The following is a 14,685-nucleotide window of genomic DNA, read 5'->3' as shown; positions in this document are numbered from 1 at the left end:
TAGAGGAGGCAGGCGTGGCTCAGGACGGTTTCCGTGAGCGTGTGCGCACCTGGCTGGCGGACAACCTGCCGCCGGAACTGCGCGGTTTGGGCGGTCCGGGGCGGGAGCACGAGGCCTTCGACGAACGGGTGGAGTGGGAGCGGCGGCTCGCGGCGGCGGGCTGGACCTGCGTCGGCTGGCCGGTCGAGCACGGTGGCCAGGGCGCGACCCTCGAACAGCAGGTCGTCTTCCACGAGGAATACGCGCGAGCGAACGCGCCGGCGAGAGTGAGCCACCTGGCGCAGGAACTCCTCGGCCCGACCCTGATCGCGTTCGGCACGCCGGAACAACAGAAGCGGTTCCTGCCGCCGATCGTGGCCGTCGAAGAACTGTGGTGCCAGGGCTATTCCGAACCCGGCGCCGGATCCGACCTCGCCGCCGTGTCGACCACGGCGACCCTCGAAGGTGACGAGTGGGTGCTGCACGGCCAGAAGGTGTGGACGTCACTCGCGCATGTGGCCGACTGGTGTTTCGTGCTGGCCCGCACCGAGCCCGGCTCGAAACGCCACAAAGGACTGTCCTATTTGCTCGTCCCGATGCGGCAGCCCGGCGTCGAGGTCCGCCCGATCCGGCAGCTCACCGGGACGTCCGAGTTCAACGAAGTCTTCTTCGACGGCGCCCGCACGGCGAAAGACCTCGTGGTCGGCGAACCCGGCGACGGCTGGCGGGTGGCCATGGGCACCCTCGCGTTCGAGCGCGGCGTCGCGACGCTCGGGCAGCAGGTCGGCTTCCGCCGGGAACTCGAAGAACTCACCCGCATCGCGCCGGACGATCCGGTGATCGCCGAACGGATCGACCGCGCCTGGGTCGGCCTGGAGGTCATGCGGGCACAGGCGATCCGCACCCTCGGCGACTCGTCGCCGGGTGTGGCGGAAGTGTCCAAACTGGTCTGGGCGAACTGGCATCGGGACCTGGGGGAGCTGGCGATGCTCGTCCGCGGCGCGCGCGGCATGCTGGCCGAAGACGGCCTCGACCCCTGGCAACGGCTCTTCCTGTTCACCCGGGCCGACACGATCTACGGCGGCTCCAACGAAATCCAGCGCAACGTCATCGCCGAGCGAGTGCTCGGCCTGCCACGGGAGGTGCGACCGTGATTCCGGTACCGAAGTACCCCGAGGGGGCGAACCTCCTGCGGGACAAGGTGGTCGTGGTGACGGCGGCGGCCGGCACCGGGATCGGTTCCGCGGTGGCGCGGCGCGCGCTCGAGGAGGGCGCCCGGGTCGTGATCAGCGACTGGCACGAGCGGCGCCTCGGCGAGAAGGCGGCCGAGCTCGGGGACGTCCACGCGATTCCCTGTGACGTCACACAAGAAGAACAAGTCCAGGCGCTCATCGACGGAGCCGCCGAACACTACGGCCGGATCGACGTGCTCATCAACAATGCCGGGCTCGGTGGTACGAAGTCCATTGTGGACATGGCGGACGAAGAGTGGGCGCGGGTCATCGACGTGACCCTCAACGGCACGTTCCGTGCGACGAGGGCCGCGGTGAACCGGTTCATCGCCCAGGGCGACGGCGGGGTGATCGTCAACAACGCGTCCGTGATCGGCTGGCGCGCGCAAGCAGGACAAGCGCACTACGCGGCCGCGAAGGCGGGCGTCATGGCGCTCACCCGGTGTGCGGCCGTCGACGTCGCCGAACACGGCATCCGCGTCAACGCGGTCGCGCCCAGCCTGGCGATGCATCCGTTCCTGGCCAAGGTGACCAGCGAGGAACTGCTCACCGAGCTCACCGCGCGCGAGGTCTCGGGGAGGGCGGCGGAACCCTGGGAAGTGGCGAATGTGATGGTGTTCCTCGCCAGTGAGTACTCGTCGTACCTCACCGGCGAGGTCGTCTCTGTCAGCTCCCAGCACGCGTGAGGTATCGATGAAGTCCAGTCCAGGGTCCCGCCGCGCCGAACTGCTCGCCCTGGCGGCGAAGCTGTTCGCCGAGCGCGGTTACGTCTCCACCACCGTGCGGGACATCGCGGACGCGGCGGGCATCCTTTCGGGCAGCCTGTACCACCATTTCGACTCGAAGGAGTCGATGGCAGACGAGATCCTCACCGGATTCCTCGACGAACTCTTCGGCGCCTACGCCGAGATCGTCGCGGAAGGGAAAGGCCCGAGGGAAACGCTCGAAGCCGTCGTCGTGGCGTCGTTCGAATCCATTCACCGGCGGCCCGCCGAGGTGGCGATTTACCAGTCCGAGGCGAAGCATCTGATGCAGTTGCCGCGGTTCGGCTACCTCAACGACCGCAACACCGAATTCCGCAAGCTGTGGAACGGGATCCTCACCGACGGCATCGCGGCCGGCGTGTTCCGCGAGGACCTCGACGTCGAACTCACCTACCGGTTCATCCGCGACACCGTCTGGGTGGCGGTGCGCTGGTACAACCCCGGCGGCACGCTGAGCGCGGACGACGTCGCTCAGCAGTACCTCGGGATCCTGCTGGACGGTATCGCGACCAAGAGGAGGCGGCGTGGCTGAAGCTTATGTCCTGGACGCGGTCCGGACCCCCGTCGGCAAACGAGGGGGAGTGCTCAGCGGCGTCCACTCCGCCGACCTCGGCGCCCACGTGATCCAGGCGGTCGTCGAACGAGCCGGCGTCAAGGCCGATCTGGTCGACGACGTCATCCTCGGCTGTTGCGACACGCTCGGGCCGCAGTCCGGGAACATCGCGCGCACGGCGTGGCTCGCGGCGGGGTTCGGGCACCACGTGCCGGGTGTGACGATCGACCGGCAGTGCGGTTCGAGCCAGCAGGCCGTGCATTTCGCCGCGCAGGCGGTGCTGTCCGGGACGATGGATCTCGTCCTCGCCGGCGGCGTGCAGAACATGAGCGCCATCCCGATCAGCGCCGCGATGCTGGCCGGGCGCGAGTACGGCTTCGAAGACCCGTTTTCCGGTTCGAAGGGCTGGCAGGAGCGGTACGGGAGCGTCGAGGTTTCGCAGTTCCGCAGTGCCGACATGATCGCCGAGCACTGGGATCTGACCCGTGAGGCGATGGAGGAGTTCGCCTTCCGCAGCCATCAGCGGGCGATCGCGGCCATCGACGAAGGCCGGTTCGCCGCCGAGATCGCACCGTTCGCCGGTGCCGCCCTGGACGAGGGGCCCAGGCGCGACACCAGTCTGGAACGGATGGCCGGGCTGAAGCCGCTGAGCGAGGGTTCGCGGATCACCGCGGCCGTGGCCAGCCAGATCTCGGACGGTGCCAGCGCGACACTCATCGCGTCGGAGAAGTTCGTGGAGGAGCACGGTCTCACCCCGCGCGCCAGGATCCATCATCTTTCCGTGCGGGCGGCCGATCCCGTGTGGATGCTGACCGGGCCCATCCCGGCGACCGCGCACGCGTTGCGGAAGACCGGGCTGAGCATCGACGACATCGACCTGTTCGAGGTCAACGAGGCGTTCGCGAGTGTCGTCCTGGCGTGGATCGAGGAGACGGGCGCCGATCCGGAGCGCGTCAACGTCAACGGCGGCGGGATCGCGCTCGGCCATCCCATCGGGGCGACCGGCACGAAACTGTTCGCGACCCTGCTGCACGAACTCGAGCGGCGCGGCGGCCGCTACGGGCTGCAGACGATGTGCGAGGGCGGCGGGACGGCGAACGTCACGATCATCGAGCGGCTTTGATGCCCCACACCCCGAGCGCCGACGCGCTGAATGTCGCGCCCAGCAGGCAAACACCGGTCCAGCCCGCGACGGCGTAAACCGCGGTCGAGCCGATGGCGCCCAGGCCGCTGCCGACGGAGTAGAAGATCATGTACCCGCCGATCAACCTGCTTCCGGCGTCCGGCCGGAGCGGGTAGATCAGGGTCTGGCTCGTGACGTGGACGGCCTGGACGGCGAGGTCGAGCAGGATCGCGCCCGCCACCAGTGCCCACAGTGACGCGCGGGTGAAACCCAAGGGCAGCCAGGAAAGCAGCAGCAACCCGAGCGCGAACCCGGTCGTCCACCGCGCCCGGCCGCGATCGGCGAGCCGTCCCGCGGGTGCCGCCGCCAGCGCGCCCGCGGCGCCGGCCAGCCCGAACGCGCCGATGGCGGTATGCGACAGGCCGTCCTCGCTGAGCGGCAAGGCGACCGAGCTCCACAACGTGCCGAACGCGGCGAAAATCAGCAGCGCGAGTATCCCGCGCGTCCGGAAGACGGGCTCCTCGGTGAAGAGGGACAACGTGGACCGCAGCAACCGCCGGTAGCTCATGGCCTTTCCCGGAGCTGTCGCGGGAAGCACGCGATACAGCACGAGCGCGATCAGCACGGTCACGGCCGCGGACGCGACGTACACCGCGCGCCAGCCGGCGAGGTCGGCCAGCGTGCCGGACACCGTGCGCGCGAGCAGGATCCCGAGGACGACACCGGTCGTCACGAGACCGACCACGCGACCGCGTTCGGCGGTGGCGGCCAGCGACGCGGCGAACGCGACCAGGAGCTGGGTGACCACCGCGAGCACGCCGATCGCCGCCATCCCGGCGAGCAGCACCACGCCGTTCGTGGCGGTCGCGGCGACCAGTTCGGCGATCGCCAGCAGGACCAGCAGACCGGCGACGAGCCGCCGCCGTTCGAGCAGGTCGCCGAGCGGGACCAGGAGGAACAGGCCGAGGCCGTAGCCGAACTGGGTGAGCGTGACGATGCCGCCCACGGTCGAGGAGGCGATGCCGAGATCGGCGCCCATGGTGACGAGCAACGGCTGGGCGAAGTAGATCGTGGCGACGGCCGTCCCGGCGGCCACGGCGAACAACAGGACGACCCCGCGGTGCACGAACCCTCCAGATGGTTTCAAGTTGCTACCACTCGGACGGTAGAGCATCGTGGTTGTAAGATGCAACCATGGTGAAGCGGACGACGTTCGACGAAGCCTCCTGCCCGGTGGCGCGCTCGGTCGACACGATCGGCGACTGGTGGTCACTCTTGATCGTGCGCGACGCCTTCGACGGCGTTCGCCGCTTCGGGGAGTTCCAGCGCAGCCTGGGCGTCGCGAAGAACATCCTGTCCGCCCGGCTGCGGGCGCTCGTCGGGCACGGTGTGCTCGACGTGGTCCCGGCTTCGGATGGGAGCACGTACAGCGAGTACGTCTTGACGTCGAAGGGGCGAGACCTGTTCCCGGTGATCGTCGCGTTGCGGCAATGGGGAGAGGCGCATTTCTTCGCCGACGGGGAACCTCGGTCGGAACTGGTGGACCGCGACGGCGGGCTTCCGTTGCGGGAGCTGGAAGTCCGGGCTTCGGACGGGCGTGTGGTCGGGCCGGAGGACACCGTGGTGGTGAAGCCACCGTCCTCGTGAACCATGTCGCCTTCGGGCGGGATCGGCGATCTCGCGTGATCAGCGACGTATCTCGCGTGCTTGGAGACGTATCTCGCGTGATTAGAAGCCGCACACCCGAGTTACGTCTCCAAGCACGCGAGTCACGCCTTCGAGCACGCGAGTTACGCCTTCGAGCACGCGGAAGGGGGGCGGTGGTCATCGCATGGATCGGGGCCCTCCCAGGTGAGTCAAGCCTGGAAGGGCCCCGACCGGAGGTGGGGAGCCCGGAGGGCGGTATCCGACGGAGCCCGAATCACCGTCGGTCCGGTACCTCCCGGCGTCCCCAGGGGGTGGCGGTGGGTGCGGAGGCCCGGCAGCCCACCGCCACCTGAGGGGACCGCGGCCGCCGCGCGCGGCCCCGGTCCGATCGCGATCCCGGGTCACCCGGCGGGAACGCGAGCCCAGGGCATCCTTTCCGGTGCGGGGACGGCCTCGGTCGGCGTCTCGGACAGGAAGTCCCGCTCGAACGGCGCGAGGATGTCCTCGCCGATCGGCGCCGCCGCGAACGAGGGTTCGGCGGGGGCGGTGGGGAACACCGGTTCGGGCACCGGCAGCCGCCGGTCGAGTTCGGCGGTCCAGTGGATCATCGCCTTCGGCCGGTCCCAGCCCGCCGCGCCGATCAGCCTGCCGTCGCGGACGAAACCGGTGACCCCGTCGGAAAGTTCGATCGTGTCCTTGCCCAGCGAGGGCATCCCGACGGTCTGCAGCCGCGCGTCGTAGAGGGACGACCAGGCGCGGGGGAGCGGCGTGTACGGCCGCGCGTTGCCCCGGCCCAGCATCAGGCTTTCCGCCGCGGCGCGCCCGGATTCGACGCCGTTCATCCAATGCTCGACCCGCCGCGGGGTCTCGTCGATCCGCAGGTTCGGCCATTTCGCGACGTCGCCGGCGACCACGACGTCCTCCGCCCCGGTGGCGAACAGGGTCGCTTCGCACAGCACGCCGTCGTCGATGGTCAGCTCCGACCCGCGCAGCCAGTCCACGGCCGGCACGCTGCCGATCGAGAGCACCACGCAGCTGGCCACCAGGAACTGGTTGTTGGTCAGGTGCAGGCCGACCGTCTCCTTGGTGCTGATCCAGTTCCGCACCTCGGTGTTCATCGCCAGCTTGGCGCGATGATGCTGATGCTCCTTGGTGAGCGCCGACGCGATCCGCTCCCCGAAGCGGTGCAAAGGCGCCTTCGCGTGGCCGATGAGCGTGACGTCGCGGCCCATGTACCGCATCGACGCGGCGAACTCGTTCCCGATCAGGCCGCTGCCGATCACCACGACGGACTTGTTGCTGTTGCCCAAGGCCCGCCGGACGGCCAGTGAATCCTCCACGGTGCGCAGCACCCGGACCCGGGGGTCGTGGCGTGGCGAGCCGGGCAGATGCCGGGGGTAGACGCCGGTCGCGATGATCAATCCGTCGTACCAAAGGGATTCCCCGCCCGGCAGGTGCACCGTGCGTTCCTTGCTGTCGAGCCAGGTCGCGCGGGTGCCGAGCCGCCAGTGGACGTCCAGGTCGAGGTACGGCTCCAGGCTCGCGGCCACCGGTTTCACCCCGCCGGTGATGAGTTCCTTCGACACCATCGGCCGGTGGTACGGCTTCCTCGGCTCGTCGCCGACCAGCACGATCTCGCCGTCGAAACCGAGTTCCCGCAACCGTTCGGCGGAGCGGAGCCCGGCGACGCCCGCGCCGACGATGACGATCCGATCTCCGTCACTCATCGTCGTACGCTCCTTCTCCCTTGACTCTGATGGCTTGTTTCGGACAGAGCCGGGCGGCCGAGATGGCCTGGTCCAGCCCGTCCCGGTCGACCATCCGGCGGATGCGGAGCTTGCCGTCCGGCCCGATCTTGAAGGTGGACGGCGCCTCCATCTCGCAGAAGCCGAAGATCTCGCACCGCTCGTTGTCGACGCTGACGCGGGTGCCGCGCCGAATGCTTCCGAAGATCATTTTTCGTCTCTCCAAGTCTTCAGACCAGTTCTTCGACCAGGCCCAGCCGTTCCAGGTACCGGGTCGGCGTGAACCGCAGCGCGGTCAGCAGCACAACGGGGACCATCAGCGTGATCCCGCCGAACCACAGCAGGCCTAGATGCCCGTTCGCCATGGCGCCGAAGAACGAATGCAGCGCGGTGATCGCGACCGCCGGATAGGCGAGCCGGTGGATCCACAGAAAGCGCCGATAGGAACTGAACCGGCTGATACCGCCGGTCAGCGCGACGGCGATCATGACCTCGAGCCCGAGGACGCCGAGTTCGTGCCGCGCCAGTGTGCCGGGCAGGAGCGGGATCGAGATCTGCGCCAGGGTGAAGCCGTCGGGCAGGAACAGGAACGACATGGCGTGCACGACGCCGAACGACAGCGTCAGGACGCCGAGCACCATATGCGAGTTCCGCAGCGCCTTCCGCCCGGTCAGCGACTTGATCCAGCCGGTCGCGGTGAGCACGCCCCAGCACAGGGTGAGGCACATGAAGCCGTACGAGATCCGGGCGGAGGTCTGCGCCATGCCCTTGATGCCGGGGTCGGTGTCGGCTTTCTGGGTCAGCACGATCACCACCTCGGACCACTGGTCATACATTGATCTCTCCTGGGGCGCTGGGAACCGGATCCGGTTCGGCGGCGGCCGCGCGTTCGCGGGTCCGGGTGTTCTTGCCGCGCAGGGCGCGTACGGCGATGAACAGTCCGCCGCCGAGCCCCACCGCGAGCAGCAGGCCGAGCGCGAAGTCGCCGAAGCCGACGTCCATCGCCGCGTTGGCCGAATTCGACTGCGGCACCGGGGCTTCCGGCATCAGCGACTGGTCGACGAGACCGGTGCTCTCCAGCAGCGCCATATGCCGCAGCACCGCCTGGTTGGCCGTGGTGGCGTAGTCGCGGACGACGTCGTTGCGGGTACCGGCCCTGACCTGCGCGATGATGGGGAACAGCACGCCGTGCGCGTACCGGAGCCGGTTGGCGAAGATCCGGTCGAACTCGGTGTCGTCGCGGGCGGCCTTCATCTCGCCGAGCCACGCGGACTGCTGATCGGACGGCTCCGACGGGAGGGCGACGCCGAACCGGTCGGCGATGGCGTGCGTCGCGGTGTCGAGCCTGCCGTGGTCGATCATCAACGTCCGGCCGACTTCGCGGGTCCGCTTGCTCTTCCCGCGTTCCTGCGCCCACATCCCGGCCGGCATTTCCCACAGCCCGGCCAGTTTGACGTTGACGATCAGGTTCTTGTCCGCGGCCGAGAGTTCTTGGGCGTGCGCGTCGCCTACCGGGCCGAAAAGGCTCACCACGGCCGCCGTCAGCAGGACGAACAGCGGGCGAACGAGTCTGGGGATGTCAGATGCCGAGGTCATCGGCCTGCCAGGTGTCGGCGGTGAGCAGCACTTTCGTCCCGTCCGGCTTGGCGGGGAACCACGCGTCGTCGGCGCCTTGCCCGCCGGTGTTGCCGGGCATCGCGTCCTTGGCGTTGCGGTAGAGCGGCCAGCCCGCGAGCGTGATCTGCTCGGTGCCGTCGTCCCTGGTCACGGTGCCGACCAGAGCGCGATCGATCCCGGTCACCACGAGGTCGGCGCCCGCCTTGGCGGGAATCCAGGTCCGCGAACAGGTTTCGGTGCAATTCGACTTGGGCGGATTCACCGTGTCCTTGTCGTAGCGGTACAGCGTGAAGCCTCCTGTGTCGGTGACGATCGGCCCGAGGTCGAACAGGATCGCCGCCGTGACACCGGGGGCGGGCTCGGCCGCGGGGTCGGGCAGGCCGGGCATGCGCGCCGCGCCGGCGGTGGAAGCGGCTCCCGGAGAGCCGTTCGGTCCCGCGGTACCGGTGGTGCAGGCGGCGGTCAGCGCGACAGCGGCCAGGATGAGGGGCAGAGGTATGACCGAGCGTGACTTGGGGTTCACGGAAATCCTCCTGTCGGGGCCAGAGGAGAACGCCATCACCGCGGGGAGATGGTGTGCAGGCAGGTTCAATTCCACTGTGGACAGTCATGATCCACAGTGGAGCCGGCGGTGCGGGGGGACAGCGCCGGGTCGGGGTCTTCGGTAGGGGATACGGTCACGAGCGGGGAACGGTTCAAAAAACTTTCACTCGCTCGGAGAACCGGGCGGGAATGGTTTTGGTACTGGACTTATCGCCCCTGATCCCACAAGGATGTGCCGCGTGGGACGCCACTCTCGGATACTGCAGCCAATTGTCGATCATGAACCCGCGTCGAACGGGCATGACGACCTCATCAGGGCGTTGTACCAGGAGTTCGGATCGAGCCTGATGGCGTTCGTGCTGAAGCTGACCGGCCACGATCGTCAGTGGGCCGAGGACGTGGTCCAGGAGACGCTCATCAAGGCGTGGCGCAACGCCGGCAAACTCGACCGGCAGCCGGAAATGCTGCGCGCGTGGCTGTTCACCGTGGCCAGGCGCATCGTCATCGACGGCTGGCGGAGCCGGAGCGCCCGCCCTCAAGAGGTGGAGGAACTGGAGTCGGATTCGATCGGAGTACCGGACGAATCGGAGAAGACGCTCGCGGCCATGATCGTTTACGAGGCCCTGCGCAATCTTTCCCCGGAACAACGTGAAGCCGTCCAGCAGACCTACCTGCGTGACCGCACCGTGAACGAGGTCGCGGCGACGCTCGGGGTTCCGCCGGGTACGGTGAAATCGCGGATCCACCACGCTGTGCGCGCGCTGCGCAGGGCGCTGCAGGAGCGGGGGTGAGCGAGGTGTCCGGAGCCGTCCACACGGATATCGCCGCCTACGTGCTGGGCGTCCTCGGCGAGGAGGATCACGCCAGGTTCGAGGCGCATCTGCTGGAGTGTCCCGACTGTCAGGTCGAGCTGGTGGAGATGTACCACCTGCCCGACATCCTGGACATGGTCAAGAAGAGCTGGCCGGACCCGCCCGTGAAGGGCCCGGGCCCGCGGGTGCTGCGGATGCTGCTCGCGGACGCCGCCAAGGCGGGCCGACGGCGCAAGGTCATCCGGCTGGCGACGGCGGCCGCCGTGCTCGTGCTCGTCGTCGGCGGACCGCTCACCGTTCTTTCGCTCACCGATCGTGAGCCGGTCGTCACGCAGGCCGCGCCCTCCGTCGTGACGTCGGTGGCGCCGTCTCCGTTGTCGTCCCGGGAACGCGAGTCGGGCCCGGACGGCGGCGCGGCCCCGTTCGGCTGGTCCGAGGCGGGCAACGCCGTCGCGGCCGAGGTCACCGTGCAGGAAAAGGAGTGGGGCAGCGCCGTCGAGCTCGAACTGCGCGGCCTCACTGGTCCGATGACCTGCCAGCTTTTCGCCTACTCCCACGGCGGAGAGGCCTACGTCGTCAACAACTGGAGCGTGCCGTCCAAGGGGTATGGCGTCCCCGGCTCCCCGGACCCCCTCGTCGTCACCGGTTCGACGGCGTTGCAGAAGGCCGACATCGAACGTTTCGAGGTCCACAAGCAGGACGGCACCGTGCTGGCCGTCGTACGCCGCTAGTCTTATAACGGAAAGATAACGGCCGGATCGCGTTTTGAACCGCTGCCTCATGGGAGCCGTATCTCCTGTTAGCCGGATCTGAATCGGACGGCGAACAGAAGGGTTCGCCGCGAATTCGGTTATCCCCGTATTCGACAAATGCGTGGCTCATGCCCCGGGTGCGAGTGATCGGCGCGCCCGGAAACGAATGAGGTGAGCAGCCAATGGCACGAAATCAAGGGCGCCATCGTATCGCCCGCAGGACCAAGATCGCGACCGCGTTGCTGGGCCTGTCGATCGCGGTCGGCGGGTTGGTGGTGTCCACCACGACCGGCGACCCCGAGCGCGCCTCCGCGGACGAGGTGGACAAGTCGCAGTTCGTGGACATCACGAAGGTGCGGCCGAACGTCGACAAGCCGAGGCCGGGCCGGAACGCGTCCACCGGTTCGTTCACCGTCGACTGCGGCAAGAACGAGAACGGGCATTTCAATCCCGACAACTTCATCGCGCAGCCGGGTATCCGCAATGGCGCCCAGCATCTGCACGACTACGTCGGAAACCTTTCCACGAACGCGGATTCGGACAACGACAGCCTGCTGGGCGCCGGTACCACCTGTGCGAACGGCGACGAGTCGGCGTACTTCTGGCCGGTGGTGCGGATCGACACCGAAGACGAAGGCGGACAGCAGCAGAACCGTGACGGCGATCGGAATCGACGGCAGGACGGCGACCGGCAGGGCCGGGACCAGAACAACCAGGATCAGGACAACCAGAACGACCAGGCTCAGCTGGAAGAACCGAACGCGGACAACGAACTCGCCGGCAACGACGGTGAGATCCAGCGCCCCGCGTCCGTCGACATCACCTTCAAGGGCAACGCCCGCGAGAAGGTGAAGGAGATGCCGAAGTTCCTCCGGATCCTTTACGGTGACGCGAAAGTCACCACGAACGGCCCTGCCAACGCGCGGGAGAGCTGGACGTGCACCGGCTTCGAGGACAGGGTCATCAAGCAGTACCCGATCTGTCCCGAGGGCAGTGACGTCAAACGGGTGCACACGTTCCCGAGCTGTCTCGACGGGAACGACATCGACAGCGAAAACCACCGGGACCACATCAAGTACCCCGACGAGAACGGCGAGTGCGCGAACGGCCTGACCGCCGTTCCGGAGCTGACCATCTCCTTGACCTACCGGATCCCACGCCAGATCCAGGTCGACGGACAGTACAAAGTGGACTCGTTCCCCGAGGAAGACCACAACCCCTTCTCCGATCACGACGATTTCGCGAACGTGATGCCGGACCGGGTCATGGATCGCCTCGTCGGCTGCGTCAACGAAGGCCGCAAGTGCCGCGAATGACGCCCTGAAACGGAAGCAGGAACCTGCGAAGAGAAAGGAAGAAGCTCCGGCCCGGCGGGTCCCCCCTACACCTCACCCACCCGCCGGGCCGGCCCTACCCGGAAACCGATCGACACAACTGAAAACGGTCCGCAAGCATTCACCCAGCCCTGCCGGTGGGCTTCCCGAGGAAGCCCACCGGCAGGGTCTTTCGGTAGGTTGGCGACATGGGTGAGCAGAAGGACCGCATGCTGCGCGGCGAGTTGTACCGGGACAACGACCCCGAACTGGTCGCGGACCGCAGGCGCGCGCAGGCGCTCGTCGACCGGTTCAACGGCACGGGCGCCGAGGAGACCGGTGAGCGGGACACGATTTTGCGCGAGCTGCTGGGAAAGCTCGGCGAAGGTTCCTGGATCATGCCGCGGTTCCAGTGCGACTACGGCTACCTGATCGAGATCGGCGCCAACAGTTTCCTCAACTACGACGCCATCCTGCTCGACTGCGCGCCGATCAAGATCGGCTCGGACTGCTCGATCGGGCCGCGCTGCCAGCTGCTGACCGCGTTGCACCCCATGGAGGACCACGAGCTGCGGCGGCAGCGCTGGGAGTCGGCGGCGCCGATCACCATCGGCGACAACGTCTGGTTCGGCGGCGGGGTCATCGTGTGCGCCGGGGTCACCATCGGGGACGACACGGTCGTGGGCGCGGGCAGTGTCGTCACGCGTGACCTGCCGTCGAAGGTGTTCGCCGCGGGTAACCCGGCCCGCGTCATCCGGGAGCTCTAGCGGTCCACCGGCGTGATCTTGGTGCGCCTGCTGTGCTCGAAGACCATGGACGTGCGCACGTCGGCCACCTCGGGACGTTCGGTCAGCTTGTCGATCACGAAGGCGTAGAGGGCGTCGTTGTCGGGGACCGCGACATGCAGGATGAAGTCCTCGGTCCCGGTGGTCACGTAGAGCCCGACGAGGTCGGGCAGCGCGTTGACCCAGTTCCGGAAGCCTTCGATGTTCCGCCGCGAGGGCGGGCGCACCCGCACCGCGATGAGCGCCTGCACCCCACGGCCGATCGACGGCAGGTCCACGTCCAGTAGTGCGCCGCGGATCACGCCGCGTTCCCGCAGCGCGCGGGTGCGGTCCAGCGCGGTCGTCGGCGAAACGCCCACCGCGGCGGCCACTTCGCGGTTGGTCTTCCGTGCGTCCGACTGCAATTGCGCCAAGATCGCCTTATCAAGTTCGTCCAGTCGCGCCATCCAAGGCCTCCCGCCGTATTAAGTACGAACGAGGTGGACTGTACTCGTATGTCCTCTTAGCTTGGCCCTGTTCATCCGTTGAAGTGAGCAGGAGATCAGCTGAATGTCCGAGTACGGTACGGCCATCGGATTCGCCCCGGACGAAATCGACCTCACCACGTCCACCCGGTCCGCCCGGTTGAAATGGGTCATCGTGGTCAACAGCGAACTGCCGCCCGGCCGCGCGGTCAACGCGGCGGTCTGCACCGCCGTCGCCACCGCGCGGGGCGTCACCGGTCTCCTCGGTGACGAAGCGGTCGACGCCGGCGGCGAGCACTACACGGGTTTGCCCTGGATCGGCTGCTCGATCCTGTCTGCCGACGCCGACAAGCTGCGCGCCATCCGTGCCAAGGCGGCGGCTTCGCCGGGCTGCCACGTCGCCGACATGCCCGCCGTCGCCCAGCAGATCCGGGTGTACACCGATTTCCTCGCGACTATGAAGGAGATCCCGACCGAGGAGATGGACTACTGCGCGATCGGCATCGTCGGCCCGCGCAACCGGATCGACAAGCTGGTCGGGAAGCTGCCGCTGATGCCGTGACTCAGCCTTCGAGCAGGCCGCGCAGCGCTTCGGTGAACTGGGCGGGGTTCCGTTGCGGTGCCAGATGCGCGCCGGGTACCTCCGTGAACGGCAACCCCAGTTCCAGCGCGAGGACCTTCGCGGGCTGGTAGTGGTAGTGCCCGCGGCTGCCGACCCCCGCGACGGGGACGATCTCGGTCCTGCTCCGCCGCAGGGCCCGCAGATCGGGAAGGTAGTCGAGGATCTCGGCCAGCTCGCGGCCGAACAGCCGCTTCCAGTCCTCCTCGTTCGGCAGCCGGATCGCGCGCAGTTCGGGCAGCGCGGCGCCGGCGATCCCGTCGGTGAACCGCTTGAACGCCCCCATCAGGTCGCCCGCCTGCGCGAGCCGGACCTGCGCGTTGGCCTCGTCGAGCCAGCCGAGCGCGTCGGGCAGCAGCTGGATGGCGGGCGGCTCGTGCGCGATGAGCATCGTCGCCGCGTCGGGGTAGCGGGCGACGAGGTCGAGGCCGATCATGGCGCCCGCGCTGGTCCCGAACACACTCGCGGGCCCGCCGCCGACGTGCTGGAGCACCGCGTGGGCGTCGTCGGCCTGTTTCGGCACGCTGACCGGGCCGGTGCTGGAGTCCGTGCTGCGGAAGTGGCCGCGCCGGTCGTAGGTGACGACGGTGTAGTCGTCCGCGAGCAGCTTCGTCATCGCCCGGAAGGTGTCCGCCGAGCCCAGCCCGCCCGCGATCAGGAGCAGAAGCGGCCCTTCGCCGGTGCTGCGGACGTACAGCTCACCGTCCTCGACCGGACAACGACTCTCCGAGATCATG

At 68.2% G+C, this 14,685-nt stretch carries 18 protein-coding genes; 10 read left to right on the top strand and 8 right to left on the bottom strand.

Going from position 1 to position 14,685, the window contains the following annotated elements; genetic code table 11:
- The first annotated feature begins 14 nt into the window (after nucleotides 1-14).
- The 4 genes from ACIRGA_RS07800 to ACIRGA_RS07785 are packed head-to-tail and all read left to right on the top strand — an operon-like array spanning nucleotide 15 to nucleotide 3,651.
- Nucleotides 15-1,133, top strand: a complete 1,119-nt coding sequence (locus tag ACIRGA_RS07800; RefSeq protein WP_400937866.1) for an acyl-CoA dehydrogenase family protein — start codon at nucleotides 15-17, stop codon at nucleotides 1,131-1,133.
- On the top strand, nucleotides 1,130-1,897 hold the full coding sequence (locus ACIRGA_RS07795) for an SDR family oxidoreductase (protein ID WP_400937864.1): 768 nt from the start codon (nucleotides 1,130-1,132) through the stop codon (nucleotides 1,895-1,897). Before ACIRGA_RS07800 ends, ACIRGA_RS07795 begins: the two co-directional genes overlap by 4 nt.
- A 7-nt stretch (nucleotides 1,898-1,904) precedes the next feature.
- Nucleotides 1,905-2,507 (top strand): TetR/AcrR family transcriptional regulator, encoded by a 603-nt coding sequence (locus ACIRGA_RS07790; RefSeq protein WP_400937861.1) that lies wholly within the window; start codon nucleotides 1,905-1,907, stop codon nucleotides 2,505-2,507.
- Entirely contained in the window at nucleotides 2,500-3,651 is a 1,152-nt protein-coding gene (locus tag ACIRGA_RS07785) for an acetyl-CoA C-acetyltransferase (protein ID WP_400937859.1), read from the top strand. Before ACIRGA_RS07790 ends, ACIRGA_RS07785 begins: the two co-directional genes overlap by 8 nt.
- Here the strand turns inward: ACIRGA_RS07785 and ACIRGA_RS07780 are convergent.
- Nucleotides 3,635-4,777: an MFS transporter gene (locus ACIRGA_RS07780; RefSeq protein ID WP_400937857.1), complete on the bottom strand. Its 1,143-nt coding sequence runs from the start codon at nucleotides 4,775-4,777 to the stop codon at nucleotides 3,635-3,637. The two genes, ACIRGA_RS07785 and ACIRGA_RS07780, sit on opposite strands and share 17 nt — an antisense overlap.
- A gap of 68 nt (nucleotides 4,778-4,845) precedes the next feature.
- Between ACIRGA_RS07780 and ACIRGA_RS07775 the strand changes: the two genes are divergently transcribed.
- A complete protein-coding gene (locus ACIRGA_RS07775) occupies nucleotides 4,846-5,298 on the top strand; it encodes a winged helix-turn-helix transcriptional regulator (RefSeq protein WP_400937855.1) in 453 nt (150 codons plus the stop codon).
- 401 nt (nucleotides 5,299-5,699) lie between these two features.
- On the opposite strand, the gene ACIRGA_RS07770 is transcribed toward ACIRGA_RS07775, so the two are convergent.
- The 5 genes from ACIRGA_RS07770 to ACIRGA_RS07750 are packed head-to-tail and all read right to left on the bottom strand — an operon-like array spanning nucleotide 5,700 to nucleotide 9,183.
- Nucleotides 5,700-7,025, bottom strand: a complete 1,326-nt coding sequence (locus tag ACIRGA_RS07770; RefSeq protein ID WP_400937853.1) for an NAD(P)/FAD-dependent oxidoreductase — start codon at nucleotides 7,023-7,025, stop codon at nucleotides 5,700-5,702.
- A complete protein-coding gene (locus tag ACIRGA_RS07765) occupies nucleotides 7,018-7,254 on the bottom strand; it encodes a ferredoxin (RefSeq protein ID WP_007033644.1) in 237 nt (78 codons plus the stop codon). The genes ACIRGA_RS07770 and ACIRGA_RS07765 overlap by 8 nt, the downstream gene beginning before the upstream one ends.
- A 19-nt stretch (nucleotides 7,255-7,273) precedes the next feature.
- The gene (locus ACIRGA_RS07760; RefSeq protein ID WP_400937850.1) at nucleotides 7,274-7,879 is read right to left on the bottom strand and encodes a ferric reductase-like transmembrane domain-containing protein; all 606 of its coding nucleotides are present in this window, start codon (nucleotides 7,877-7,879) and stop codon (nucleotides 7,274-7,276) included.
- Nucleotides 7,872-8,639 (bottom strand): DUF4142 domain-containing protein, encoded by a 768-nt coding sequence (locus ACIRGA_RS07755; RefSeq protein WP_400937847.1) that lies wholly within the window; start codon nucleotides 8,637-8,639, stop codon nucleotides 7,872-7,874. The genes ACIRGA_RS07760 and ACIRGA_RS07755 overlap by 8 nt, the downstream gene beginning before the upstream one ends.
- A complete protein-coding gene (locus tag ACIRGA_RS07750; protein WP_400937845.1) occupies nucleotides 8,623-9,183 on the bottom strand; it encodes a hypothetical protein in 561 nt (186 codons plus the stop codon). Before ACIRGA_RS07750 ends, ACIRGA_RS07755 begins: the two co-directional genes overlap by 17 nt.
- Before the next feature lie 259 nt (nucleotides 9,184-9,442).
- On the opposite strand from ACIRGA_RS07750, the gene ACIRGA_RS07745 reads away from it, so the two are divergent.
- The 4 genes from ACIRGA_RS07745 to ACIRGA_RS07730 all read left to right on the top strand — a co-directional run bounded on the left by ACIRGA_RS07745 (nucleotide 9,443) and on the right by ACIRGA_RS07730 (nucleotide 12,847).
- Nucleotides 9,443-9,994: a sigma-70 family RNA polymerase sigma factor gene (locus ACIRGA_RS07745; RefSeq protein WP_034317190.1), complete on the top strand. Its 552-nt coding sequence runs from the start codon at nucleotides 9,443-9,445 to the stop codon at nucleotides 9,992-9,994.
- A complete protein-coding gene (locus ACIRGA_RS07740; protein WP_400937842.1) occupies nucleotides 9,991-10,746 on the top strand; it encodes an anti-sigma factor family protein in 756 nt (251 codons plus the stop codon). Before ACIRGA_RS07745 ends, ACIRGA_RS07740 begins: the two co-directional genes overlap by 4 nt.
- Before the next feature lie 203 nt (nucleotides 10,747-10,949).
- The gene (locus ACIRGA_RS07735) at nucleotides 10,950-12,083 is read left to right on the top strand and encodes a DUF1996 domain-containing protein (protein ID WP_400937840.1); all 1,134 of its coding nucleotides are present in this window, start codon (nucleotides 10,950-10,952) and stop codon (nucleotides 12,081-12,083) included.
- Nucleotides 12,084-12,289: 206 nt separating this feature from the next.
- Nucleotides 12,290-12,847: a sugar O-acetyltransferase gene (locus tag ACIRGA_RS07730; RefSeq protein ID WP_005164351.1), complete on the top strand. Its 558-nt coding sequence runs from the start codon at nucleotides 12,290-12,292 to the stop codon at nucleotides 12,845-12,847.
- On the opposite strand, the gene ACIRGA_RS07725 is transcribed toward ACIRGA_RS07730, so the two are convergent.
- Nucleotides 12,844-13,311 (bottom strand): Lrp/AsnC family transcriptional regulator, encoded by a 468-nt coding sequence (locus tag ACIRGA_RS07725; protein ID WP_016332885.1) that lies wholly within the window; start codon nucleotides 13,309-13,311, stop codon nucleotides 12,844-12,846. The two genes, ACIRGA_RS07730 and ACIRGA_RS07725, sit on opposite strands and share 4 nt — an antisense overlap.
- A gap of 103 nt (nucleotides 13,312-13,414) precedes the next feature.
- Here ACIRGA_RS07725 and ACIRGA_RS07720 point away from each other — a divergent pair, with 103 nt between their 5' ends.
- A complete protein-coding gene (locus ACIRGA_RS07720) occupies nucleotides 13,415-13,891 on the top strand; it encodes a DUF2000 domain-containing protein (RefSeq protein ID WP_400937837.1) in 477 nt (158 codons plus the stop codon).
- A 1-nt stretch (nucleotide 13,892) separates the two neighbouring features.
- Here the strand turns inward: ACIRGA_RS07720 and ACIRGA_RS07715 are convergent, their stop codons facing one another.
- Nucleotides 13,893-14,684: an alpha/beta fold hydrolase gene (locus tag ACIRGA_RS07715; protein WP_400937835.1), complete on the bottom strand. Its 792-nt coding sequence runs from the start codon at nucleotides 14,682-14,684 to the stop codon at nucleotides 13,893-13,895.
- Nucleotide 14,685: the final 1 nt, after the last annotated feature.

This window comes from Amycolatopsis sp. NPDC102389 (assembly GCF_044765885.1).
Lineage (GTDB): Bacteria > Actinomycetota > Actinomycetes > Mycobacteriales > Pseudonocardiaceae > Amycolatopsis.
Note: the sequence above shows the minus strand (reverse complement) of the source record. Positions and strands in the feature narration are given on the sequence as shown.